Source organism: Streptomyces sp. NPDC002566, from assembly GCF_042889585.1.
Classification (GTDB): Bacteria; Actinomycetota; Actinomycetes; order Streptomycetales; family Streptomycetaceae; genus Streptomyces.
The window spans coordinates 509511-532438 of record NZ_JBIARD010000002.1 but is presented as its reverse complement, the minus strand read 5'-3'; the positions used below and the strand labels follow the sequence as shown (position 1 = coordinate 532438).

General features: G+C 72.9%; 16 protein-coding genes. All 16 read right to left on the bottom strand.

Annotated features, from left to right (window positions below; all coding sequences use genetic code 11):
- The 16 genes from ACFYXA_RS09540 to ACFYXA_RS09465 all read right to left on the bottom strand — a co-directional run bounded on the left by ACFYXA_RS09540 (window position 1) and on the right by ACFYXA_RS09465 (window position 22353).
- Window positions 1-1254: a DUF4910 domain-containing protein gene (locus ACFYXA_RS09540; protein ID WP_389031659.1), complete on the bottom strand. Its 1254-nt coding sequence runs from the start codon at window positions 1252-1254 to the stop codon at window positions 1-3.
- A gap of 65 nt (window positions 1255-1319) precedes the next feature.
- Window positions 1320-2345 (bottom strand): NAD-dependent epimerase/dehydratase family protein, encoded by a 1026-nt coding sequence (locus ACFYXA_RS09535; protein ID WP_389030179.1) that lies wholly within the window; start codon window positions 2343-2345, stop codon window positions 1320-1322.
- A 3-nt stretch (window positions 2346-2348) separates the two neighbouring features.
- Window positions 2349-2996, bottom strand: a complete 648-nt coding sequence (locus ACFYXA_RS09530; protein WP_389030176.1) for a PIG-L deacetylase family protein — start codon at window positions 2994-2996, stop codon at window positions 2349-2351.
- A complete protein-coding gene (locus ACFYXA_RS09525; protein WP_352248766.1) occupies window positions 2993-3787 on the bottom strand; it encodes a glucose-1-phosphate cytidylyltransferase in 795 nt (264 codons plus the stop codon). The genes ACFYXA_RS09530 and ACFYXA_RS09525 overlap by 4 nt, the downstream gene beginning before the upstream one ends.
- Window positions 3784-5019, bottom strand: a complete 1236-nt coding sequence (locus ACFYXA_RS09520; protein WP_389030172.1) for a class I SAM-dependent methyltransferase — start codon at window positions 5017-5019, stop codon at window positions 3784-3786. The genes ACFYXA_RS09525 and ACFYXA_RS09520 overlap by 4 nt, the downstream gene beginning before the upstream one ends.
- Window positions 5016-6227 carry a glycosyltransferase gene (locus ACFYXA_RS09515; protein WP_352248822.1) on the bottom strand — a complete coding sequence of 404 codons (1212 nt, stop codon included), beginning with the start codon at window positions 6225-6227 and terminating at the stop codon, window positions 5016-5018. The genes ACFYXA_RS09520 and ACFYXA_RS09515 overlap by 4 nt, the downstream gene beginning before the upstream one ends.
- Window positions 6228-6238: 11 nt before the next feature.
- Window positions 6239-7426, bottom strand: a complete 1188-nt coding sequence (locus ACFYXA_RS09510) for an O-antigen ligase domain-containing protein (RefSeq protein ID WP_389031656.1) — start codon at window positions 7424-7426, stop codon at window positions 6239-6241.
- Between the two features lie 130 nt (window positions 7427-7556).
- The gene (locus ACFYXA_RS09505) at window positions 7557-9092 is read right to left on the bottom strand and encodes a right-handed parallel beta-helix repeat-containing protein (RefSeq protein ID WP_389031653.1); all 1536 of its coding nucleotides are present in this window, start codon (window positions 9090-9092) and stop codon (window positions 7557-7559) included.
- A gap of 18 nt (window positions 9093-9110) precedes the next feature.
- On the bottom strand, window positions 9111-11084 hold the full coding sequence (locus ACFYXA_RS09500; RefSeq protein WP_389030169.1) for an alginate lyase family protein: 1974 nt from the start codon (window positions 11082-11084) through the stop codon (window positions 9111-9113).
- Window positions 11081-13258 (bottom strand): bi-domain-containing oxidoreductase, encoded by a 2178-nt coding sequence (locus tag ACFYXA_RS09495; RefSeq protein WP_352248758.1) that lies wholly within the window; start codon window positions 13256-13258, stop codon window positions 11081-11083. The genes ACFYXA_RS09500 and ACFYXA_RS09495 overlap by 4 nt, the downstream gene beginning before the upstream one ends.
- Window positions 13259-13275: 17 nt before the next feature.
- Entirely contained in the window at window positions 13276-15210 is a 1935-nt protein-coding gene (gene asnB / locus ACFYXA_RS09490) for an asparagine synthase (glutamine-hydrolyzing) (protein WP_351332389.1), read from the bottom strand.
- A gap of 3 nt (window positions 15211-15213) precedes the next feature.
- Window positions 15214-16734: a Wzz/FepE/Etk N-terminal domain-containing protein gene (locus ACFYXA_RS09485; protein ID WP_389030164.1), complete on the bottom strand. Its 1521-nt coding sequence runs from the start codon at window positions 16732-16734 to the stop codon at window positions 15214-15216.
- Window positions 16731-18104, bottom strand: coding sequence for a polysaccharide biosynthesis protein (locus ACFYXA_RS09480; protein WP_389030161.1), 1374 nt, complete (start codon window positions 18102-18104; stop codon window positions 16731-16733). The genes ACFYXA_RS09485 and ACFYXA_RS09480 overlap by 4 nt, the downstream gene beginning before the upstream one ends.
- Window positions 18101-19318, bottom strand: coding sequence for a glycosyltransferase family 4 protein (locus ACFYXA_RS09475; RefSeq protein ID WP_389031650.1), 1218 nt, complete (start codon window positions 19316-19318; stop codon window positions 18101-18103). Before ACFYXA_RS09475 ends, ACFYXA_RS09480 begins: the two co-directional genes overlap by 4 nt.
- A 133-nt stretch (window positions 19319-19451) precedes the next feature.
- Window positions 19452-20792, bottom strand: coding sequence for a nucleotide sugar dehydrogenase (locus ACFYXA_RS09470; RefSeq protein WP_389030158.1), 1341 nt, complete (start codon window positions 20790-20792; stop codon window positions 19452-19454).
- Window positions 20793-20874: 82 nt separating this feature from the next.
- Entirely contained in the window at window positions 20875-22353 is a 1479-nt protein-coding gene (locus tag ACFYXA_RS09465) for a sugar transferase (protein WP_352248750.1), read from the bottom strand.
- Window positions 22354-22928: the final 575 nt, after the last annotated feature.

Sequence of the window (22928 nt, the reverse complement as noted above, 5' to 3'; positions counted from 1 at the left end):
TCACGCCTTGATCAGCTCGGCGTCGCGCAGGGCTTCGGCCGCTTCGGCGACGGCGTCGAACGGCAGCCCGGACCGCTCGGCGACGTCCAGCAGACTGTGCTCGCCGTCGGAGAGGCTGAGCACCCAGAGCATGGCCATCTGGGCCTGCCTGGTGTCGCTGCGGCCGCCGAGCGCGTCGTACAGCCCGCGCCGGCCCAACTGCGGTTCGCCGTAAGGGCTGAGGTTGACGTACCGCCGGTTGCGGTCCAGGACGCCGAACGCCTCGCGGCACACGGCGAGCGTGTCCGCCATCGCCTCCGGGGAGACGAAGTCCGGATCGTCCGCCGAGGTGTGGTATTCGGGGTAGCCGGCGTACGGGGTCCGGCTGAGCGAGCCCACGCCGAGGTCGAACCCGGGCGAGCAGTACTGCCGCTCGTCGTAGCCGTACGGGGTGAACTCGGTGACGCGGTGCGGGCGTTCGGAGGCGGACAGTACATGCCGCAGCACCCGGTCGATCTCCGCGTCGCCCCGCCTGCTCTGCTTGTACGTCAGTCGACCCCGGTCCCCGGCGCAGGCCAGCACCAGCCCGTGCCTGACCCGGTCCACGCGTTCCGCGTTGCGGGCCAGCCAGGTGATCGCCCCGATCGTGCCGGGCGCGAAGATGAACCGGTAGGTGTAGTGGGGCGTCCGCCCCGCCAGCTCCCGCGCCAGGAACGTCGCCACCGCGACGCCGGCCAGGTTGTCGTTGGCCAGCGAAGGGTGGCAGACATGGCAGGAGACGATCACCTCGTCGGCGACCTGCCCGGGGACCACGTGCTCGGCGTAGGTGAGGTGGCCGTCGGCGAGCGTGGAGTCGATCCGCACCTCGTAGTCGCCGTCCGGCAGCGCGTCCAAGGTTTCCTGGGCCAGGCAGAACCCCCACTCCCGCTTGTAGTAACTGGTGCGGTAGGGAACCCAGTTCGGGTGGCCGGGCAGGGTGTGCAGGTGGCTGCGCAGCTCGGCCAGCGGCATGGTCGCCGACACCGGCACGCTGTAGCCGAGCACGTGGAGACTGGACGCGGCGAAGTCGACGACCCGGTTCCCTGCGGCGTCGGCGATGTACGCGTCCCGGATGTTCCACTCCTGCGGCACCGTCCAGTCGAGGACCTGCGTCCCGGTCGGCACCTCGTGCACCTGGAGCGGGACGTACTCGCCGACGATGTCCAGGGTGGCGCGCACCCCGTCGCCGGTGATGCTCCGGCACAGCGGGTACAGCCGCTTCACCAGCGCGTGCATCTCCTCGCCGGCCGACACCGACGGCCGTTCGCCGGCCCCGGTCGCGGGCTGTTCGCCGGCCGCGGTCACCGGCGCCACCGCAGAGTGTCGTCGACCGCGCCGGCGTCGGACGCGGCGCGCAGCACGGCCAGACGGGTGAAGCGCCGGTCGAAACCCTCCTGCGTCAGCCCGAACTTCCTGTAGGCGTCGGCGAGTTCGAGCGCCCCCTGCTTCACCGTCCACGCGCACTCGAAGCCGGGGATCGCCGCGCGGAACCGGGAGAAGTCCACCCGGTACGACCGCGGATCGGCGCCGTTCTCACCGGTGATCACCACCTTGGCCCCGTCCACCGCCTCGGCGACCTGCTCGGCGATCTCGGCGACGGTGACGTTGTTGGCCTCGCTGCCGATGTTGAACGCCCGGTCGTGCACCGCCTCGCGCGGCGCGGCCAGCGCGGCCGTGAAGGCCCGGGCGATGTCGGCGGCGTGCACCAGCGGACGCCAGGGCGTGCCGTCGGAGAGCACGAGCACCTCGCCGGACAACAGGGCATGCCCCACGAGGTTGTTCAGCACGATGTCGGCGCGCAGCCGGGGCGAGAAGCCGAACGCGGTGGCGTTGCGCATGTACACCGGGCTGAAGTCGCCGTCGGCGAGGGCGTGCAGATCGTCCTCCACCCGCACCTTCGACTCCGCGTACGGCGTCACCGGGCGCAGCGGGGCGTCCTCGGCCACCAGGTCGTCACCGCCGGCCGCGCCGTAGACGGAGCAGGTCGACGCGTACAGGAAGCGCCGCACCCCGGCGTCGCGGGCCAGCCGGGCCAGCCGTACGGACGCGTGGTGGTTGATGTCGTAGGTGAGTTCCGGCGCCAGCGATCCCAGCGGGTCGTTGGAGAGCGCGGCCAGATGGACCACGGCGTCCACCCCGGCCAGGTGTTCGGCCGTGACGTCGCGCAGGTCCACCCGGTGTCCCGGCGGGTCCGCGGGCGTCTCGCCGAGGACGCAGTCGGCGAACAGCCCGGCGTCCAGGCCGACGACCTCGTGCCCGGCGGCGGCGAGCGCCGGGGCCATGACGGTGCCCAGGTAGCCCTGGTGTCCGGTCAGCAGTACGCGCAAGGTTCAACCCCCCAGGTTGAGCGTGAGTTTGGTGACGGCGAACGCCTCGGCGTAACGCTCGTGGCATTCGATGCCGCGGATCCGCGCGAGACCGAGGAAGGCCTCGCGGTCGTACCAGGGCCGATGCCGCTGCGAGGGGTAGTGCTCCTGCAGCAGCCGCACCTTCTCCTCGGCCGTCTCCTGCGACAGCGGCTGGTACACCGACGGACGGCCGAGATCGCCGTCCCACTTGACGATCTCGTAGCCGAGGACCAGATGGTCGCGGAACGCCGTGGGCACGAGCCGCGCCAGGCCGCGGTGGTCCTGGTGCGCGTCGTCGGCGCGCGGAGCCAGGACCAGATCCGGGTCGGTCCGCAGGCGCAGCTCCTCGACCGCGGCCTTGGCCTCCTCCCAGTGCGCGGGCAGCCGGCCGTCGGGCAGCTTGTGCACGGTCAGCCGAAGGTCGGCGCCCGGGCAGAAGGCGGCGAGCGCGGCCCGCTCCTCCTGCTCCCGCTCGCCGCCGCCTCCGGACAGCACCAGCGCGTCGACGCGGACGCCCGGCCGCGCCAGGCACAGCGTCAGCAGCGTGCCGCCGGCGCCGATGGCGATGTCGTCGCAGTGCGCGCCCACCGCGACGATCCGCTCCAGCGGCCCGGCCCCGAGACGGATCACGCGCTCACCCCCGCGCCGTCCCGCTCCCACACGGCCCACGGGCGGTCGCCCCGCGCGTAGGCCTCGTCGAGCGCGGCCCGTTCCTTCACGGTGTCGGTGGGCTTCCAGAAGCCGCGGTGCTGGTGTGCCAACAGCCGCCCCTGTTTGGCGAGTTGTGCGCAGCCGTCCGCGACCAGGTCCCCGCCCTCCGGGATGTGGTCGAAGACCTCCTGGCGGAGCACGAAGTAACCGCCGTTCTCCCACAGCGGCATGTCGCTCACCGCGGTGATGCCCCCCACCAGGCCGTCCTCGCCGAGGTCCACGCAGTGGAACGACGACTGCGGCGGCACCACCATCATCGACGCGCCTGCGTCACGCCGGGCGAACCGGTCGATCATCTCCGGCAGCGGGGCGTCGGTGAGCACGTCGGCGTAGTTGGCGAGGAACATCTCGTCGCCGTCCAGGTGGTGGCGTACGCGGCGCAGCCGCTCCCCGATCGGCGACTCGATGCCGGTCTGCGCGAACGTGATCGTCCAGTCCGCGATGTCGGTGGACAGCAACTCCGTCCGCCCGCCCCGCAGTACGAAGTCGTTGGACGTCGTCTCCTCGTAGTTGAGGAAGAAGTCCTTGATGTGGTGCGCCCCGTACCCCAGGCACAGGATGAACTCCGTGTGCCCGAAGTGCGCGTAGTAGCGCATGACGTGCCAGATCAGCGGCCGGGGGCCGACCATCGCCATCGGCTTGGGCACGTCGTCGGAGGACCCGTTGCGCATCCGCATCCCGTAACCGCCGCAGAACAGTACGACCTTCACCGCTCGACCTCGACAATGCTCAGTTCCGGTATGGGAAAGACGAGCCGGCCGCCCCAGTCGTGCACGTAGGACAACTGCTCGGTCAGCTCGGCCCGCAGGTTCCACGGCAGGACCAGGACGTAGTCCGGCTTGTCCGCGGCGATCCGCTCGGGCGGCAGGACCGGGATGCGGGTGCCCGGGGTGAACCTGCCGTGCTTGTAGGGGTTGCGGTCGACCGTGTAGGGGAGCAGGTCGGGCCGGATGCCGCAGTGGTTGAGCAGGGTGTTGCCCTTGCCCGGGGCGCCGTAGCCGACGACCGTCTCGCCGCGCTCGGCCGCCTCGATGAGGAACTTCAGCAGGTCCCGGCGCACCTTGGCCACCCGGGCGGAGAACTCGGTGTACCCGGACAGCTCCTGCAGCCCGGCGGCCTTCTCCCGGGCCAGCACGTCCGTCACCCGCTGTGTCGGCTCGCCGGCCACCTCGGCCGGGCGGGCCCACAGCCGGATGGAGCCGCCGTGCGTGGGCAGCAACTCCACGTCCACGAGGGCGAGTCCGCCGCTCGCCAGCGCCCGGATCGCGGACGCGACCGTGTAGTACTGGAAGTGCTCGTGATAGATCGTGTCGTACTGGTTCTCCTCGATCAGGGTCAGCAGGTGCTGCACCTCGACGGAGACCCAGCCGTCGTCGGCGACCAGGGCGCGCAGCCCCCGCGTGAACCCGACGACGTCGGGGATGTGCGCGTACACGTTGTTCGCGACGACCAGGTCCGCCGGGCCGTGCTCGGCGCGCACGGCCGTGCCGGTCTCCGGGCTCAGGAACTCCGTGAGCGTGGGCACTCCCGCGTCCCGCGCCGCCGCCCCGACGTTCACCGACGGCTCGACGCCCAGGCAGCGGATCCCGCGGTCCACCACGTGCCGCAGCAGATACCCGTCGTTGCTCGCGACCTCCACCACGAAGGCGTCGGCCCCGAGCCCCAGCCGCCGCACGGCGTCGGCGACGAACGTGCGCGCGTGCTCCACCCAGGACGTCGAGTACGAGGAGAAGTACGCGTACTCCTCGAACGTCTCCTCCGGGGTGATCAGCGGCGGGATCTGCGCGAGCCAGCAGTCGGTGCAGACCCGCAGATGCAGCGGGTACGCCGGTTCCGGCCGGTCCAGTCGGTCCGCGGCGAGGAAGCTCTCGCACGGCGGCGTCGCCCCCAGGTCGACGACGCTCGCCATCGCTTCCGAGCCGCAGAGTCGGCATCGTGTCATCTACTGCCCCCCATTGATTCCGTCCGGCCCGCGATCGCGGAGCGGTACCCCTCCACCAGGCGCTCCAGCCCGACCACCGGGCTGAACTCCTGCTCGTAACGCCGCCGGGCCGCCCGGCCCATCTCCCGGTTGCGGTCCGGGGCGGCCGTGATCCGGCGCAGACATGCCGCCAGCGAGGCGGCCTCGCCCGGCCGGTGCAGCAGCCCGCTCACCCCGTCCTCGACGAGTTCCACGAACGCGCCGTGACCGGCGGCGACGGCCGGCACCCCCGCCGCCATCGCCTCCGCGACCACCAGGCCGAACGTCTCCAGAGCCATCGAGGGAGCCACCACGGCGACCGAACGCGCGATCTCGTAGCGGCACCGGTCCGGGTCGAGCAGACCGGCGAAGCGCACATCGCCCCGGCCCTCCGCCCAGGCGGTCACCTCCCGCTCCAGCGGCCCCGCCCCGGCGAGCACGAGCGGCACGCCCACCCCGCCGGAGGCGGCGACCTCGTCCCACGCGGCCATGAGCAGCCGCACCCCCTTGGCCTCCGCCATCCGGCCCAGGAAGAGCAACTGCTCGCCGGCGCCCGCCCGGCGGACGCCCGGCTCGGGCACGAAGTTGTGCTTCACCGCCAGACGCTCGGCCGGCATGCCGGCCCGCACCAGGATGTCGCGCTGCGCCTCGGAGATGCAGAAGAACCGCTCCACCCCCGATTGCCACCGCCGCCGGTTGACCGACAGACTCACCGCGAGCGGCACCGTCGCCAGCCGGGAACTCCGGTAGCAGCCGTGCCGGACCGCGGGCAGCGGCACCGCAGGACCGACGCACTCGGTGCACAGCCGGCCGTCCCGCCGCAGCGTGCCGGGCGGACAGATCTGGGTGTAGTTGTGCAGCGTCGCGACGGCGGGCACGCCCGCGTCGGCGCAGGCGGCCAGCACCGCGGGCGACAGCAGCGGGAAGACGTTGTGGACGTGGACCACGTCCGGCCGCTCGGCGCGGAGCCGGGCGGTGAGCTCGGAGCGGACCGCCGGGTTCCAGGGCACCAGCAGCGGCACCGCCGCCTTGCCCAGCAGGGACCGGGAGGCGATGTCGTCGCTGCGCCGCTCGAACACCTCCACCCGGTGCCCGGCCGCACGCAGCAGCCCCACCTCCTGCTCGACGACCCTGTTCTCCCCGCTCGGCTGCGCCGAGGAGTAGTGGTTGTGCAGTACCAGCACGTGCAGGCCTCGCACGGTCAGGTCACCTCCGTTCTGCGGACCCATTTCGGGATGCGTCGGCGGGGGACTTCGGGCGCCGGAAGGGGCGCGGTCGGGGCGGGCGCCGCCAGCAGGGTGGCGGCCAGCGCCAGGTGCAGCAGGTACGGCGACGCGTCGCCCAGCCCGGCCTCGGTGTACGACGAGAGCGCGACGTAGCTGATCAGGAAGATCGCGCAGGCCCTCGGCAGCGACGGCGGCCGCAGCAGGGCCACGCCGCCCAGCACGAGGAGGGCGGCCGCCACGATGGCGACGCCGGTCAGCCCCTGTTCGAGGTAGACGGCGAGCCAGCTGTTGTCGATGGGCAGCCCGTCGAACGACTTGTCGCCCAGGCCCACGCCGAACAACCTCTCCTCCGTGGTCCGGGGCGCCGCCAGCAGGGCGTCCCACACCTTGGCCCGGCCGGTGAGGTTGGAGAAGTTCTCCTTGCTCTGCCCGCGCAGGAACCACGCCCGCAGCGCGGAACTGAACGCCACCGCCGCCACCAGGGCGCACACCACCGCCCAGGTGAAGAACCGGCGGGCGGCGGCGCTGGTCAGGACGAGCGAGCCGATCGCCAGCGTCAGCCCGATGAGCAGGCCGAGCGTGGCCGTCCGGGTATGGGTCAACGCGAGCAGGACGAGCGCCGGCACGATGACCGCCGCCGCGCCCGCCCCGGTGGTCCGGCGGCCCATGAGGAGCAGCACGGTCAGCCCGATGATCACCGCCGAGTACTGTCCGATCTGCGGCGGTGTCAGCGGCCACAGCGCGCCGACCAGCCGTCCGCCGTAGTACTCGGGCATGGCCGTGCCGGGCGAGACGGCCAGCCCGGCGGCCACCAGCACGAGCACCGCGAAGTACATCCGGATGTGGTAGCGGACGAACGTCAGGCCGCCGTCCCACCAGCGGCTGAGCAGCCACAGCGTGGCGACGAAGACGACCAGCCGGGCGCAGCGGAACAGCGCGCCGAGCCCGGACTGCGGATCGGCGCTGGAGATCACGCTCGGCACCAGCAGCAGGGTGAGCAGGAACACGAAGGCGCTGGGCCGGACGAGCAGCCGGACATTGAGCAGGAGCGCCAGCGTGAACGCGGCGACCAGCGCGCCCATGGTGGCCATCTGGATGAGGGAGCGGGGCAGCGGGACGACGGTCTTCGCCCCGGCGGAGCCGAGCGTGTTGAGCCCCAGCATGGCCCAGGCGATCCCGACGGCCTTCGGCGTGCGGTCCCCGCCCGTGGGTGCGCCGTCGCCACCCGTCGCTCCGTGGCCCCCACGGCTCGGGGCGCGGTCCTCTCCCATGAGTGGGCGGTCGCCGGCCATGTCAGCCACCGTCCCTCGGGTCGAGGGTGCTGCCCGCGTCCTGCCGGTACGGCGTGCCCTGCCACTGGGCGAAGTCCAGCGTCCGGCTCTGGTCGTCGGTGACGAAGCTCCACGGCCCGCGGTAGACGTTGTCGTGCCAGCGGTTGCCCTGCTTGAGGGTGATCGCCTCGGCCACCCGCTTGCCCTTGTACGGCGACCAGTCCGGGTACGTGCCGTAGTTGGAGAGCACCGCCATGCGGCCGCACTGCGCCGCGCACTCGACGACGGAGGTGTCCAGGGCGAAGCGGTTGCCGCGGATGTCCACCCGCTGGGTCTTCCACCGGCAGTCCGCGTAGAGCGGCGCGACGGCGATCGCCGGCCGGGTGCATCTGCCGGTGTCCTTCACCAGCAACGTGCAGTAGCCCGTCGAGGTGTTGGCCGGGCTGTTGCAGTACCGGTCGGCGTTCTCCCACAGGGTGATCCCGGACCAGTTGTCCTTCAGCACGTTCCGGTAGATCTCGATCTTGTCCGTGCGGGCCGGTATCCGGGGCTCGCCGCCGGACTCCGACACGTAGACGGCCGCGAACGGGAAGCTGTCCCCGCGCTCGGCGCCGCTGCGGCCCTCGACCCAGTTGTTCCGCCGGATCATGTTGTTCCGGATGATCGCGTTGTAGCTGGTCTCGTACATCAGCGCGGCGCCGTCGTTGGCCTCCAGCACGTTGTTCTCGACCAGGAAGTCGTTGTTGTTGTTGTCCGCCCACAACCCGGCCCCGCGGTTGTCGTGCACCCAGTTGCCGCGCACGTCGGCGCCGTCGACCGCCCAGAACTTGACGCCTCCGGTGCAGCCGCAGCCCGGCCGCCGGCGCTCCCAGTCGTCGGTGTTGTTGCCCACGATCTCGTTGCCCTCGACCAGCAGACCGCGTATCGAGTCACCGGTCTTGTACGCGTTCATGCCGTACTGGCCGTTGCCGCGCAGGCAGTTGGCGCGGACCCGCTGGCGGGCCCCGGCCATCAGCCCGGCGCCGGAGTTGTACTGGATCTTCGCGTGCTCGATCACCCACCCGTCGGCCATGTCATGGTTGACCACGCCCTCGTCGTGCGGCGCGACGAAGCCCTGCACGGTCAGATGGCCGATGGTGACGCCCCGGGCGGTGCCGCCGAACGCGTACTGGTTGGTCTTCCGGCCGTCGAGCACCGCGCCCGGCGCGCCGAGGTAGGTGTTCCCCTCCTTCGGCATCACCTGGGCGTAGCGGTCCGGCTCCAGCAGGTGTCGGCCGGGCCGAAGCCAGAACGTGGTGTGCGGCGGGCTGCTCTCGGTCTTCGCCGCCAGGTCGCCGAGCACCGCGGGGTCGACCGTCACCGCTCCCGCCGGCGCCTTCGCGGGCCCGGCCGCGGGCGCGGCGCACACCCGTGCCACCGAGGCGGGCGCGACGGACGCACTCCGCCGCGCGCTCGGATTCGGCGTCGCGTCCGGCGCGCTCTCGCAGCCGGTCGCCGCCAGCAGGGCCAGCGCCAGCGGTGCCACGGCGAACGCCCGGTGCCGCCCCTCGATCCGCACGTTCCCCCTCACCCCTGCCTAACCGTGGAACCTGAGTACGGTGGTGAACTCCGCCGCGCCGTCGGCGAGACCGGTGCCGACGAGCGTCGTGGCGGGCTCCTTGCGCCCGAAGCCGGGGGAGTACCAGCCCAGCGGCGGGTCGCTCTCACCGCGGTGCGCCCGCCAGCGCAGCCGCCCGGGCAGGTGGAGCGTCGCGGAGCGCTCCTCGCCGTCCCGGGTCCAGGTGAGTTCCGCCCGGTCGTCGACCAGGTCCGCGGCGATCGCCGGGCCGAGGTGGAAGGCGAGCCGCACGGTCCGGCGTCGGCCGTGTCCGCCGCGGACCTCGTCGACCACCCTCAACTCCCGGCTCGCTGCCGTCAGTTCCACCCGGCGGCGGTGCGTGGAGGGCCGGTAGCCGTCGTGCTCGGCGCACCAGCGGGCCGTCCCCCCGCCGGAGGCGTCGCACGGGTCCGCGACCAGGACGCGGCTGCGGGCGTGCCGGGTCCACAGGAACGGGCCGCCGGAGACGGACTGGTCCTCGCCGTCCAGTTGCAGGGTGTTGTGGCCGAGGGTCGACCGGAAGTACCGCCGCCACTGCGCCTGCCCGTGGTAGCAGTACGTCCCCGGATCGGCGAGCAGGTCGACCCCGTCGTGCCGGACCTCCAAGGACAGCGCGTCCGCGTGAGCGTGCGCGGCGATGGACAGGAACCCGTGCGGGCCGCCGTCGCAGCGGCACCAGATCTCCCCGGGACCGCGCAGGACGGTCAGGCCGGCGTCGGCGAAGTGGCCCGGCCGGCTCGCCGGGCGCGCGGTCCCCTTCGTCGCGTACGGCCGGATCAGCGCGGCCAGCAGCGGGGTGCGCACATCGGCGCCGGTCACCGCCGGCCACCAGGCGAGCCTGCCGAACACGGCGTCCCCGGTGGCCAGCAGCGAGGCCCAGCGGTCGGTGCCCGCGCCGTCCACGACCAGACCGTGCCCGTCGTCCCCGTCCCCCTGGCGCGGCGGCCGCAGCCGGTTGTCCACGACGGCCGCGAGCGCGTCCGTCATCCGCAGCAGCACCAGCCGTACGGTCGCCGGAACCGGCACGCCCGCCGCGTCCGCCTCGGCGAGTGCGGCCAGGCCGAGTTCCAGCACCAGTCCGTGGTACTCGCTCGCCAGCTCGCGGTTGAGGCCCGAGGGGAAGGTGTTGCCGCGCAGATGCCGTTCCAGCGACGTCAGCGCGTCGGCCCGCCACCGCGCCGAGGAGGGGAACCAGCCGAACGCGCAGGCCGCGGCGAACTGCCCGGCGGCCTCGGCGATCACGTGGTTGTTCGCCGAGGACCCCCGGCTGGGGAAGGCGGCCAGCCAGCGCTGGTGGTGCCAGATCTGGTTCACCGCCACCCGGTTGTCCTCGAACAGTCCGGGCGCGCCCGGCCAGCCGTCGAGCAGCCGGCGGATCCACACCCAGGACAGCAGCCTGATCCCCAGCTCGATGCCGCTGGTCCAGTGCACCGAGCGCAGCGGCGCGTTGGCCGCCCACCACGACCGCAGGTGCGCCGCCACCCGCTCGGCGTACCGCTCGTCGCCGGTGACCGCGTAGGCCGCGGCGAGCACCGTGAGGTACTGGTGCCGGGACGGCTCCCAGATCTGCTTGATGTCCCCGACCGCGTCCTCGTCCCGGTACGGCACGTCGAAGGCGTGGCCCTGAGGCGCCCGGCGCCCCGTCTTCGGGTCCCACGACCAGTCCGGGTCGGCCATGTCGTCGCGGACCACCCCGAAGTACTCGGCGTGCCCGTCCATCAGCCGGTCCGCCTCGGCGACGAGCCGCTTCACCGCGTCCGGCGGCACCTCGGCGACCGTCCCCGCGGGCAGCACCGCCGTGAACCGGGCGCCGGTCACGCGTGGGCAGTCGGGCGGCGCCGAGCGCCACCGCCGTCTGCGCACCGTGTCGCTCACCCGGCCCGCGACCTCCGCCGGTCCCATCCGGGACAGCCGCCGCAGGTACCATCCCGGACTCCCCGGGCTCAGGGTCATCGCGTCCGCTCCAACGTCACCGGCGCACCGCTCGCCAGACCGGTGTGCACGGCGAGGGTCGCCGCCGTGGTGGCGACCAGCGACTGGAGCGGCACCGGCATCGGCCCGCCGGTCCGCACGGCCTTGACGAACGCGGCCAGCTCGGCGTTCTGGCCCTTGTCCCGGGCCCTGTGCAGCCGCGAACCGACCCACTGCCTGCGGCGGCCGTCGTACACCGAGGCGCGGGCGAAGTCGTCCAGCCGCAGCGCCTTGCCGTCCGCGACCAGGTCCAGTGTCTCCTTGGGGAAGCCGGACGGGCCGGTGGTGACATAGCTGAGCGTGGCGGTGGACCCGTCCGGGTAGCGCAGTACGACGTTCAGGTCCTCGTTGCCGGACGGGGCGACCGCGTACACCGAGACCGGGTCGGCCTCCAGCAGCCAGCTCGCCGTGTCGATGAAGTGCCCGCCCTCGCCGGCGAACCGCGAACCCTCGGTGCCCTGCCGGAGGTACCAGCTGCCGTGCGCGAGCCGGCCCGCGTTGACCAGGTAACGCAGGTTCGCCGGACCGCTGCGGGCGCCGAAGCGCTCCTTGGCCTCCCGCAGCAGCGGCGCGAACCGGCGGTTGAAGCCCACCTGCAGCCGGTCGTTGCCCGACTCCCCGACAGCCGCGAGAACACCGGCCAGCTCGTCCTCGGTGAGCGCCAGCGGCTTCTCCACGAACACCGCCTTGCCGGCCAGGAGCGCCCTGCGCGTCAGTTCGGCGTGCGAGCTGTGGCGGGTGACCACGAACACCGCGTCGACGGACTCGTCGCCGAGCACTGCGTCGAGGTCGGTGGTCGCCGCGGCGAAGCCGAACTTGCGCCGCGCGTTGGCCGCGGACAGCGCCGTCGTGGTGACGACGGCCGACAGCTCCACGCCGTCGCGGCGGGCCAGGTGCGGCAGCAGCATCGACGTCGCGTAGTTCCCCGCGCCGACGAACGCGAGGCGCACCGGCGTCGTGGCCGCCCGGACCGGACGCGGCTTCACGCTCACCGTGGGCACGGCCACCGCCGGGGCCGCCGCCTCCACGACCTGCCCCGGGTACCGGAACAGCACGGCCACGGCCTTCAACTCGCCGTCCTTCAGGCCCTGATACGTCTCGACGGCGTCGTCGAAGTCGGCGACGTGTGACACCAGGGGCTCCACGTCGACATGGCCGCGGGCGACGAGGTCGAGGAAGCACGCCAGGTTGCGCCGCTCGGTCCAGCGGACGTAGCCGATCGGGTAGTCCCGGCCCTCCAGCTCGTACTCCGGGTCGTAGCGCCCGGGGCCGTAGCTGCGGGAGAAACGGACGTCGAGCTCCTTCTCGTAGTACGCGTTCCACGGCAGGTCCAGGCTGCACTTGCCGATGTCGACGACCCGGCCGCGGTCGCGGCTCAGCCGCGCGGCCAGCTCGACGGGCTGGTTGCTCCCGCCGCCGGCGGCCAGATACACCTGGTCCACCCCGTGGCCGCCGGTGAGTTCGGCGACGGCGCCCTCCACGGCCGCCGAGCCGGGATCGCCGCAGGCCGCCGCGCCCAGCCGCTCGGCGAGCTCGCAGCGCGCCGGATCGGGGTCGGCCCCGACGACGCGGACCCCCGAGGCGGCCAGCAGCTGCACCACCAACTGCCCGATCAGACCGAGTCCGACGACCAGCGCCACCTCGCCGAGCCGCGGCTCGCCCTGGCGGACGCCCTGCAACGCGATCGACCCGACGGTGCCGAAGGCCGCGTGCCGCGGCGCGAGCCCGTCCGGCACCGGCGTGTAGAGGTTCCTCGGCACCCAGTTCAACTCGGCGTGCAACGCGTGCTCGTTGCCGGCGCAGGCGACGAGGTCGCCGGCCTTCACGTCGTCGATGCCCGCGCCGACCTCCTCGACCACCCCGCACAGCGAGTAGCCCAGCGGCGTGTAGGAGTCCAGCTTGCCCATCACCTTGCGGTAGGTCGCGGGCACCCCGTTGGTCGCCACGCTCTGCACGACCTTGGCGACCTGGTCGGGACGGGAGCGGGCCTTGCCCAGCATCGACATGCCCGCCTCGGAGACCTTCATCAGCTCGGTCCCCGTGGAGATCAGCGAGTAGGCGGTACGCACCAGCACCCCGCCCGGCTTGCACCCCGGCGCCGGCACGTCGAGCACCGCCAGCTCGCCGCTCTTGTAGTTCTGCACGACCTGTTTCACCCGAACTCCTCTGATTCCTACGCCGTCAAGCGAGTGCTCTGGCCGGACCCGGAGGTCGCGTCGCGATACCAGTACTCGAGGGTCAGCACATGCCACAGGTGCTTGGAGAAGTCCCGCTGCCCGGCGGCGTCCTCGGCGACCATGCGCGCCAGCGCGTCGCGGCGCAGGAACCCGGAACGGACGAGCACCCCGTCGTCGACCACCTCGCGCACCAGCGGCGCCAGGTCACGGCTCATCCAGGCCCGCAGCGGGGCGCTGAACAGGCCCTTCGGCCGGTAGACGATCTCCCTGGGCAGGATCGACGTGGCCGCCTCCTTCAGGACGGCCTTGCCCTGCCGTCCGACGATCTTCCGGTCGCCCGGCACGGCGAACGCCGCCTCGACCACCTCGACGTCCACGTACGGCACCCGCACCTCGGTCGACGCGGCCATGCTGGAGCGGTCGGTGTAGGCGAGGTTCAGGCCCGGCAGGAACATGCGGGCGTCGGCGAGGCACATGCGGTTGACGAAGTCGTCGAGGCCGTTGTCCCGGTAGACGTCCGCGTGCTCTGTCAGCACGTCGTCGACGGTCCCCGCCAGGTCGGGATCGACCAGGGCGAGCAGCTCGTCCTGGTCGTACAAGGTGTAGCTGCGACGGAACGCGGTCTCCTCCGGCAGCCCCGCGAAGGACAGGAACCGCTTCGCGAAGCGCACCGACCGGTACCCGCGGCGGGCCGAGGCGACCGGCAGCCGGTCCACGGCCGCGGACACCCCGCGCCGCAGCGGCCGCGGGACGCGCTGGTAGCGCAGCGCGATCAGGTTGGCCAGGTGCTTGCGGTAGCCGGCGAACAACTCGTCGGCGCCCATCCCGGAGAGCATCACCTTGACCCCGGCTTCCCGGGCCGCCGAGCAGATCAGGAACGTGTTGATCGCGGCGGGGTCGCCGATCGGCTCGTCCAGGTGGTACGTCATGCGCGGCAGCAGGTCGAGCACGTCCGGGGCGATCTCGATCTCGTGCAGGTCGACGCCGAACCGCTCGGCGACCCGCCGTGCGTAGCGCAGGTCGTCCGGCATCGCCTCGAACCTGGCGTCCTCGGCGCGGAACCCGATGGTGTAGGCGGAGATCCCGGGCCGGTGCCGGGCCGCCAGCGCGGTCAGATAGCTGGAGTCGAGGCCGCCGGACAGGAACGTCGCCACGGGCACGTCGGAGAGCAGATGCCGCCGGGTCGACTCCTCGACCACGGCGGCCAGGTCGGGCCGCTCACCGGCCCGGGCCCGCTCCCGGCCCTCGGCGGCCACGTCCTTCAGGTTCCAGTACCGGCCGCGCTCCACCCGGCCGTCGGGCCGGCACCTCAGCCAGCTCCCCGGCGGCAGCTTCTCCGCCTCGCGGAAGGCGCACCGCGTGTCGGGCACCCAGTAGTACAGCAGCGAGGCCACCAGCGCCGCGTGGTCCACCTCGAGCGACCCGCCCGTCACGGCGGCCAGCGCCTTGAGCTCCGAGGCGAACACCAGACCCTCGCCGCGCCGGATCAGGAACAGCGGCTTGATGCCCAACTGGTCGCGGGCGAGCACCAGTTCACCGGTGCGCTCGTCGAAGACCCCGAACGCGAACATGCCGCGCAGCCGGGGCAGACAGTCCGTGCCCCAGCGCCGCCAGGCCTCCAGCAGCACCTCGGTGTCGGAGGTGCCCCGGAAGCGCGCCCCCGCGGCCGTCAGCTCGGCACGCAGCTCGGGCGCGTTGTACAGCTCGCCGTTGTACGTCAGGACCAGGCCGTCCGAGACCATCGGCTGGGCGCCCGTCGGGGACAGGTCGATGATCGACAGCCGGCGGTGCCCCAGATGCACTTCGCCGTCACCGGCGGGATGGCTGTATCGGCCCGCCCCGTCCGGACCCCGGTGGGCGAGGACCTCGGTGAGCCGGTCGGTCACGGCCTTTCCCTCCGGCCACCGGTATGTGCCTGCGATGCCACACATGTCCTACCGCGCCTTCTGGTCGCTGTCCGGGATCCGTGCCGCCCAGGTCGGCGGCCGCTCCGTCCGGTGCCGGCCCGTTCCGTTCCTCTGAGCCGTCCGCTCGTGGTGGCCGCGCAGCGCGGTGTACGGCCCGTCCCACAGGGTCCCGTCGGTCCGGTCCCGCGGATCGGGGTCGATCAGCACCACGCCGATCACCTCGATGTGCTGTTCCGCGAGCTGCCGCGCCACCGTGTGCAGCCATGCGGCGCTGCCGTGCCCGGCCCGCACGACGAGCACCGTCCGCGTGCCGAGGTACCGCAGGTCGGTCCACGCCGTGCCGGGCGCCACCGAGCCGACGCCGAGCCTCAGCTCCTGCGGCGACGCCGCCGTGGCGTGCTCGCCGCCGATCACGGCCGGGTCTCCGGGTTTCGGGCGGCGTCCGGAGAGCTGCGGGCCGGGCAGTCCGTCGACGACGGCCACCGGGCCGTCCGCCGCCAGCGCCCGGGCGAGGTCCAGGGCGATCACGCTCGCGCTGTGCGCGCACCCCAGTTCCAGCAGCGACACCGTTTCCGTGGAGTCCCGCACGGTGCGGGTCAGGGACGCGGTGAGCCGTTCACGTGCCGCCCGTACCCGCCGGCGACGCCACGGCCCGACCGGCCGGCGGGGCAGCTCGGTGATCACCGACACGCCGAGGTTCGCCGCGATGTCGCGGCGCAGCACGGGTCGGTCGGCCACCACCGCGCCGACCGACGACACCGCGAGCCCGAGGGCGAGACCGAGAACGAACCCGATCACGGCGTCGGTGGCGGCGGCCCTGAGCAGGGACTGCCGCACCGCGCGCGGTGCGTCGACGATCTGCGTGCCGGCGATGAGCTGCGGCGTGCCGATGCGCGCCTCCGCGGCGCGCTGGCCGAAGTCGGCTATGCGCGAGGTGAGTTCGGCGCGGCGGGCGAAGAGCGACTCCATGTTCGCCGACGCCTTGGGCCCGCTCTGCGACGATGCCTCGCCGATCGCCTTGTCGACCTCGGCGAGGTCCTCGCGTATGCGGTCACGCTGGTCGAGGAGGGTCTTGGCCTCGGCGTTCGCGGCTTCCTGAATGCGTCTGACATGGTCCGCGACGAACGCGTCGGCCAGCGCGCGGGCACGGGCCACCGCCTGTGCGTCGCTGTCCCCGGTCACGGTGATCTGGAGCAGGTTGTTGGTGAGACCTGCGCCCTTGTAGTCCTCCATGAAGTCCTCGGGTTTCTCGGTGGACCCGATCGCCTGGAGGGCCTTGCCGGCGATGCGCGTGGTGTGCAGCAGCGCGACGTCGGTGCGGATCAGCGTCCCTGTGTCGTTCGGCTGGTCCTGCTGATGCGCGACCAGCACCTTCACGACGGCGGTCGGCGGCGGTGGCAGCAGGACCGCCACCGCCGCGCCCACGAGCAGTCCCAGCAGTGCCGCCGAACTCCACAGACGCCGCCGCCTGCGCACCGCCGCCACCAGCGTCTGCAGGTCGAGCAGCGGTGCGGTGGCCGACGGCCCCCCGGCCGTACCCGCCGTCATCGCGCACCCCCCGTCGCCTCGTTGCCGACCGGGACCGCCGAAGCGGCGGCGGCGCGGGACCGGGACCGGCCCGCGGACCGCGCCGCGACGGCCCGTACCGTGCCGGCGACGACCACGCCGACGACGTCGTGCCCGGCGTCCGCGCACGCCTCGGCGACGCCCGTGAGCTCCGCCGCGGTCCAGTCGCCCGCGCCGAGCACGAACAGGGCGCCCGCCTCGCCGTCGCGGTCCGGCACCATCGGCCGGGCCACCGACACCTCGACGACCCGCAAGCGCGGATCACCCTCGGCCTCGGCGACGAGCTGCCCGGCGGCCCGGCCGGCGACCTCGTCACCGTCGGGGACCACGACCAGCAGCTCACGGGACGAGGGCAGGCGGTCCCGGAGACGGGCGCACACCCGCCGGTAGCGGATCCGCCGGCCGGCCTCGTCGCCGGCCGCCCTCGGGGCGGGCGTGTCCCACCGGACGTCGACGCCGAGCAGCCGGCGGACCCAAGCCCCCCGGCCCCGGCCCCGCGGCCGGCGCGCACGCCGTTCGGCGGGCACGTCGACCGCGCCCAGCAGCGTCGCGCCCAGCGCCGAGGCGATCTCCGGCCCGGTGCGCAGCCGACGGCTCATCCGCGCGGCGGCGAGGTGGGCGATCACCGCGAGCAGGAAGAACAGCAGCGCCCCGGCGCCGACGAGCTGCGTCCTCGTCGGCGGCGCCTCACCGGTCGGCCGGGCCGCCGGCCCCATGACGACCATGTCGGCCTTGTGGGTGGCGGGGTCGGCCTTGTCCAGTTCGTCGACGGCCTCCTGCAGCGCGGTGCGCAGCTTCGCGAGCTCGGTGCGGGTCTGCACGCTCTCCACACTCTGCCCCGAACCGGCCCCGTCGGCCAGCTCGTTGATGCGGCGGCTGGTCTTCACCACCAGCTGCCGCAGCGCCTCGGGCCGCGCCGCCGCCGCGGAGCCCGCGCCGTCGCCCAGGACCCGCGCGGCGTACGCCACGAACTGCCGGGCCACCTGGTCGGCGAGCTGCTGCGCCCGCTCCGGGGTCTCGGCGGTGCCCGAGATCTTGATGATGTTCCCGTCGGCCGCGCCGGCGCTCACCCGGTCCCGCAGCTCGCCGCCGCCGACCCCGGCCCAGCGCAGCTCGGCCGCCGCACGGTCGACCACCACCGAACTGGTCGCGATCTCCTGCTGGGTAAGCAGCTCACGCTCCTCCCACGCCCCCGGCAGCAGCACAGACGCCGACGTCGTGTAGCGCGGCGGGAACAGCAGCGAGGCGCCGTAGCCGACGAGCGCGCCCAGCACCGCGAGGACGACGAGCAGCCGCCCACGCCGACGGATGATCCGCCCGACGGTGACCAGGCGTATGGTGTCATCGCTCAACGGCGCGGCCTTCTCCCCGGCCGGTACGGGCCGCCCGCCGGCGCCGCGGCGAGGCCACGGCAGGCGGCGGCGTAGGCGGCGAGCAGCGACGCCTGCGAGTTCCGCCAGGACAGCGGCCCGCTGATCCGCTCCTGGCCGATCTTGCCCATCAGGGCCCGCTTCTCCGGATCGTCCAGCAGTCCCGCGATGTGCCCGGCGAACGCGCTCTCGTCGTTCGCGGGCGCGTAGACGGCCGCGTCGCCGGCGGAGACCCGCGCCTCCTTGAGGTCGAACGAGACGACCGGCCGGCCCATCACCATGTACTCCAGGACCTTGTTCATGGTCGACACGTCGTTGAGCGGATTGCGCGGGTCGGGGGAGAGGCACACGTCGGCGGTGGACAGGTAGCGCACCAGGTCGGCGTCCGGGACGCGCCCGGTGAACTCCACCTGCTCCGCAAGCCCGAGCCGGTCGGCCAGTTCCACCATCGCGTCGAAGGTGTCGCCGCCGCCCACGAACACCGCGTGCCAGTCGGTCCGCCCGAACTCGTCGCGCAGCCTCGCCAGGGCCCGCAGCGCGTAGTCGACACCGTCCTGCGGGCCCATCACCCCGAGATAGCACAGCAGATGAGGCTTGCCGCGCTTCAACTCCGGCTCCGGCGGCACCGGGTGGAACCGGTCGATGTCGGGCGCGCTGCGCACCACGAAGACGTCCGAGGTCCGCCGGCCGCCACGGCGCACGGCGACGTCCCGGTAGCTCTCGTTCGTGGCGAGCACGATGTCCGCGGCCCGGTAGGTCAGCCGTTCCAGCGCGCACACGGCGCGGTGCAACAGGTCCTCGCCGCGCCCGAACCGGGACAGGTACAGCTCGGGCACCAGGTCGTGCTGGTCGAAGACGAACCGCGCCCCGCGCCGCTTCAGCCACAGCGCCGGCAGGAACAGCAGGTCGGGCGGGTTGCAGGCGTGGACCACGTCGACCGGGCCGACCCGGCGGGCCAGCCGGACCGTGTGCCACAGCGCCGTCCCGTACTCCCGCAGATAGCCGGCCGGCCCGCCGGTCGCCGCGCGCAACGGGTAGCGGTGGATCCGCACCCCGTCGATCACCGCCTCCGGCTCCGTGTCCCGCTTGCTCCCCCGCGGGCAGACGACGTGCACCTCCCAGCCCGCGTCGCGCAACGTGGTGCACTCCTGCCACACCCGCCGGTCGAACGGCACCGACAGGTTCTCCACGAGGATCAGCGCACGCCGGCCCGGCCGGTCGCCGCCGGCGGACGTCGTGTTGTCAGCTGATGTGTCATCAGGCGATGTGCCACCGCGCGGTCCGTCACCGGAGGACCGGTCATCGGACGTTCTGCCACCGAACGATCTGTCACCAAGCAAGGCCCATGTACCCCGGTTCGGACTGACGCGCCTCGGCGTCGGGAAGGCGGATGAGGTCGACGATCACCGGGCCGTCCCCGTGGGGCAGCGCCGACAGCACGGCCGGGTCCCTGGTCCCGACCAGGCACACCTCGGAGTGTTCGAGCACCTCGTCGACGGAGTTCGCGAGCAGCTGCGCGAGGTGCGGCAGCCGGTTCTCGATGTACTCGCGGTTCGCGCCGAGCAGCCGGGACAGGCTCACGTTGGCGTCGTAGATCTTCAGGTCGTACCCCTTGCCGTACAGCCGCTCCGCCAGCTCCACGAGCGGACTCTCACGCAGGTCGTCGGTGCCGGGCTTGAAGGACAGCCCGAAGATCCCCGCCCGGCGCTTGCCGGTGCGCTCGACCAGCTCCACCGCCCGCTGCAGATGGTCGGAGTTGGAGGGCAGCACATGGGACAGGATCGGCACCGAGACGTCGGCCCGCCGCGCCGCGTGGACCAGGCTGCGCAGGTCCTTGGGCAGGCAGGAACCGCCGAAGGCGAAGCCCGGCCGCAGGTAGGCGGGGCTGATGTTCAGCTTGCGGTCGGCCAGGAACACGTCCATCACCTGGTGCGAGTCCACCCCGAGCGCCTGGCACACCGCGCCCAGCTCGTTCGCGAAGCCGATCTTGAGGCCGTGGAAGGCGTTGTCCGCGTACTTGATCGCCTCGGCCGTGGGGACCGGCACCCGGAACACCTCGCCGGGCAGACCCTCGTACAGCGCCGCCACCGCGTCGCCGCTCTCCGGGTCGAGCTCTCCGATGACGGTCTTGGGCGGGTCGAAGAAGTCCTTGACGCTCGTGCCCTCCCGCAGGAACTCCGGGTTGACCGCGACGCCGACGTCCACCCCGGCCGTGCCGCCGACGTACTTCTCCAGGATCGGCACCAGCAGGTTCAGACAGGTGCCCGGGAGCATGGTGCTGCGGAACACCACGGTGTGCCGGCGCCCCTTGTCGCGGCCGCCCGTCTCGCCCTCCTCGGCCAGCGCCGCGCCGATCTGCTCGGTGACCCGCTCCAAGTAGGCGGTGCACAGACTGCCGTTGAGCTCCGACGGGGTGCCCACGCACACCAGCGAGATGTCGCTGCCCGCGATCGCCTCACGCACGTCACCGGTGGCCCGTAACGCCCCGCTGCGCACGACGTCGGCGACGAGCTCGCCGATGCGCTCCTCGACCACCGGGGCCTTGCCGGCGTTGACCAGGTCGACCTTCACCTGGCTGACGTCCACGCCGATGACCTCGTGGCCCATGTCGGCCAGGCACGCGGCCGACACACAGCCCACGTAGCCGAGACCGAAAACGCTGACTCTCATGACCCGTTCCTCCCCCCAGGCAGGCCCTCGCGGCCTGCGGTCCGCGCATCGGCGGGGCCGTCGGATCGCAGCCCCCCGCGCATCAGTAGGCCCCCTGCCCGTGGAGCACCGCCCGCATGGTCTTCCACAAGATCACCGTGTCCAGGGCGAGCGACCAGTCCTCCACGTACCGCAGGTCCAGCCGGACCGCCTCCTCCCATGACAGGTCGCTGCGCCCGCTGATCTGCCACAGTCCGGTGAGCCCGGGCTTGACCAGCAACCGCCGCCGGATGTCCGGGCCGTACGCGGCGGACTCCTCCGGCAGCGGAGGGCGCGGGCCGACGAGCGACATCGACCCGGTGAGCACGTTGAACAGCTGCGGCAGCTCGTCGAGCGAGTAGCGGCGCAGCACCGCCCCCACCCGGGTCACCCGCGGGTCCCGGCGGAGTTTGAACAGCGGGCCTGCGCCCTCGTTGAGGCCGGCCAGCTCGGCACGCGCCCTGTCGGCCCCGACGACCATGGTGCGGAACTTCAGGATCGTGAACTCGCGGCCGTCCTTGCCGACCCTGCGCTGGCGGTAGAACGCCCCGCCCCGGCTGTCCACCACCACGAGCAGTCCGACGAGCGCCATCAGCGGCGCGAACAGCACCAGCAGAGCCGCCGCGCCCGCCCGGTCCACGACCCCCTTGACCGCCCGGCGGCCCCCGGTGAACGTCGGCATGCTGACCCGCAGCAGCGGGATCCCCAGCACCGCGTCGATGTGCAGCCGCGGGCCGGCCACCTCCATCAGGACCGGGGCCACGACCATCTCGGCGTCGCTGCCCTCGAGGTTCCAGGCCAGCCGTTGCAGCCGGTCAGGCGACCAGTGCGGGTCCGGTGTGACCGCGACGACCCGGTAGCCGTCGCGGCGGACATGGCCCGCGACGTCGGCCAGCCGGCCGACGACCGGCACCCCGTCCAGTTGACCGCCGTCGAGCCCGAGGCCGTCCGGCGTGCACACCGCGTCAACCCGCCAGCCCAGGTGCGGGAACTTACGGGTCCGGGTGATCAGGTCGCGCACGGTGGCCGCACTCCCCGCGGCCAGGACCGGTCTCAGACACCGGCCCTCCTTGCGCTGTCTGTGCAGCCACAGCCGCAGCATGTACCGCGCGGTCATGGTGACGAGGGCGATCGCGGGGATCGCCACGAAGATCCAGAGCTTGATGTTGCGCGAGGTCAGGGCGATCCCGCCGAGCGCCAGCACGACGGTCGCCGCGAACAGGGAGCGTCCGAGCCTGCGGAACTCCTCGGCGCCCTGACCGAGCACGGCCGGAGCCCACGCCCGGCCCACCGCCAGCGCCCCCAGCACCAGCAGTTCGGTGCCGAACGCGAGAATCCCCCATTTCTCATGCCAGTTGGCCGCGTCCCGCACTCCGAAGAAGTTGCCGATCCCCGCCACCACGACGGCGGTGGCCACGGTGTCGGCCGTCATCACGGTACGGCGGTAGCGCTGCTCCCAGTCGCTCGCGGGCCGGCTGACCGCCTCGTCCGCCAGATCTCCGCCCGCCGGCGGATACGGGCTGACCAATCCCCCTTGCCGCACAGAACCCCCCAAGGTTCCCAGTGGTTCGACGTGTTCGCCTCACACTGTTCCTTCGCCGGGAGACCCCCGCCTCCCGCGCTGTCCTCCCCTCGGGAGGCCCCCGCCTCCCGTGCTGCGCTGTTCTTCTCCGCGCGAGGCCCCCGCCTCGCCGCGCATGACGTGCCGGCTGTTTCACGGTGCTTGAACAACGCCCCCTGGCGGCAGCGGACTCGCGTGTCCTGCCAGGCTCTCGACGTGCGCGGAACCCGTAGCGACCGCGAGTGCTCCCCGCACTCGAGGCCCCGTCCGGGCTCCGGATCGATCATCCCCACGTCCGGCTCCGAGGAGGCGACTGACGGCTTCCCGTGGTGCCGGACCAATAGATCATTACTGGTCGCCTCGTGTTCGAACCCCCGAAGCACGGTCAATCTAGACCATCGGGGCCGGGTTGGAGAGGGGGCGTGTGCAATTGATGCTCATGGTTTGAGACAGGATGAACCGATCAGTGAGCGCTTGCGATCGCCCTGCGGCCACCGCCCGCCACAGCCGCCCGCCCTGTCCCGGGCCCGGCGTCCACCCCCACGCCGACCGGTGCG